Annotated in this window: 2 protein-coding genes; both read right to left on the minus strand. The window is 71.3% G+C overall.

Translation table 11 applies throughout. The features are described 5' to 3' along the window. Window positions 1-262: response regulator (locus ACNPM4_RS16620; RefSeq protein ID WP_448986418.1), on the minus strand; the 262-nt coding region annotated here is incomplete at its 3' end. Window positions 263-267: 5 nt separating this feature from the next. Next, window positions 268-1,171 (minus strand): sensor histidine kinase (locus ACNPM4_RS16625; protein ID WP_448986419.1); only part of this gene is annotated, 904 nt, incomplete at its 5' end.

The following is a 1,171-nucleotide window of genomic DNA, read 5'->3' on the forward strand; positions in this document are numbered from 1 at the left end:
CCACCACGACCGCCGGTGGCGCGGCGAGAGTCATCAGCGCCCGCGCGAGGTCGGTGCCGCTGAGACCCGGCATGTGGATGTCGAGGAACGCGATCCGCACCGCGCGCTCGGACATCAGCCGCAGCGCCTCGGCACCCGACGACGCCGTGAGGATCTGCCCGATGCGCGGATCGGTGCGCAGCAGGTGAACGAGCTCGTCGAGCGCAGGGTTCTCATCGTCTGCGACGAGGACGTCTACCGGGGGTGCACTGTTCGTCGGCATCGTCGTCACTCGGTGTCCGGATCGTGCTGCGGCTGAGATTTCGGGACCCGCATGCGCACCAGGGTACCCGCGCCGGTGTTCGTCTCGACCACCAGACCGCCGTCCGCACCGTAGAGCTGGCGCAGCCGGGTGTCGACGTTACGGAGGCCGACGTGCACGCCGTCGTCGCTCGCGGTGAGCGTGGCGCGCAGGGCCTCGGGTTCCATTCCCACACCGTCGTCCTCGACGGTGATCTCGGTGTGCGTGCCGTCGTCGCGTGAGGCGATGCGGATCTCGCCGCCGCCCTCACCCGGCTCGAGCCCGTGCCGCACCGCGTTCTCGACGAGCGGCTGCACCGAGAGGAAGGGGATGACCGTCGCCAGGGTCTCCGGCGCGATCTGCAGCGTCACGCGCAGCCGGTCGCCGAAGCGGGCGCGCTCCAGTTCGAGGTAGGAGTGGATGCTGCCCAGTTCCTCGGCGAGCGTGGTGAACTCCCCCTGTCGCCGGAATGAGTAGCGCGTGAAATCGGCGAACTCGAGCACCAGCTCGCGGGCACGCTCGGGGTCGGTGAGGATGAACGAGGCGATCGCCGTGAGGGCGTTGTAGATGAAGTGCGGGGAGATCTGCGCTCGCAGCGACCGCAGCTCCGCCTCGGCGAGCTGGGTCCGTGATGAGTCGAGCACCCCGAGCTCGACCTGCGCGGCGCACCAGTCGGCGACCTCTTCGGCGGCCCGCACGAGCGCCGCCCCGACGGGTGCCGCGAACGCGACGACGACGCCGACCACACGGCCGTCGACGCGGATCGGCGCCCCGACGGCCTCGAGGTCGTCGTCGCGGCCCGACGCGGGGAACACCTGCCGACGCCCGGAGGCCCGGACCTGCGCCGCGATACGAACCGCCGCCGACTCCAGCCCGTCGGACGAGCCGTCG

This window comes from Microbacterium umsixpiens (genome assembly GCF_053543675.1).